This is a genomic window from Geofilum rubicundum JCM 15548, from assembly GCF_000974365.1.
In the GTDB taxonomy this organism is placed as follows: domain Bacteria; phylum Bacteroidota; class Bacteroidia; order Bacteroidales; family Marinilabiliaceae; genus Geofilum; species Geofilum rubicundum.
Window position 1 is genome coordinate 1 of sequence record NZ_BAZW01000167.1, and the last position, 1,049, is coordinate 1,049.

Annotated in this window: 2 protein-coding genes; both read left to right on the forward strand. The window is 37.6% G+C overall.

What is annotated here, in order from left to right; translation table 11 throughout:
• Positions 1–310 (forward strand): hypothetical protein (locus JCM15548_RS22090; RefSeq protein ID WP_162198309.1); only part of this gene is annotated, 310 nt, incomplete at its 5' end.
• A gap of 2 nt (positions 311–312) precedes the next feature.
• Positions 313–831 (forward strand): hypothetical protein, encoded by a 519-nt coding sequence (locus JCM15548_RS20580; protein ID WP_062129112.1) that lies wholly within the window; start codon positions 313–315, stop codon positions 829–831.
• Positions 832–1,049: the final 218 nt, after the last annotated feature.

Consider the following 1,049-nt stretch of genomic DNA (forward strand, 5'->3'; position numbering starts at 1 on the left):
TGACCCCGAAGCTGCCGGGACTTTCTATAGCCAAAACAAGACGAACCTGGGTACGGAGAATGGAATGTTTAAAGAAGGGACCGCATTTTTTAAAGAATACTTTGCCATGCAACAATATTTAAAAGACATAGGATTCTCTGCAGCAGACGCCCACGATGCGGCGATGGCGTACGTTCTCGATAAAAATAAAACAGGAGTGACATTAATGAAGAAAGAAAAAGGAGATGACGAATTCAAAACTATGAAGACTAAAGGAACCATGAATTCGGACGATAAAGTAACCGATGCTACCTCCACAAAATGTAAATAACTATGAAAAAATTGAATAGCTTAGTAATCTTGTTGATTTTTGTTTTAGGGAGTTGTGCTACTATAAAACAAAAAAGCAGTGCCAGAAACACCTCAAATCCCCAATACAAGGCTTTAAACTCATTTAGTTACGACACACTTGAATACATCAAAACCAATTTCTATGAAAACCAACAGTTTTATGTGGGTAAACCAGTTAAAGTTCTGTTAGACGATTTAGAGGCTGACATTGTAAATTTTACTCCAAATTCATTATGGAATCCAATGGATAAGTCAAACGGAGTTTCTTTAACCATCCGACATACTAAACACATAGCAATAGAAAACAACCTTTCTGCTGCAATACCAACTTATTTCGATTTGATTTTAAAATTCAACGAACTGTATGTTTATATGGATGCTTTAGAACTATGGAACCGCGAGACTGAAATCAACTGGGGCAAAGCCCAGGAGGATTTTTATAAAGATTTTACTATAAAGGAAATATTTTTATACGTTCCCGAGATAGAGCCAATTGAATAAAGCTTTGAAAGGTCGGGACTGCTGTATAACATTGCAGTCCCTGTCTTTTCAATGGTCAGCTAAAACCAAAACAACTTTGTGACTAATGCCAACGACAATGCCGTAGACTCCTATTTCGTGTCCTTGTGTTGTCTTGAGGCGGGTTATACATTTGAATGCAGGCCGAGCCGCTCCTTTGTATCTAACCTAATAACGGGTAGTGCGTATAGCATTAATTA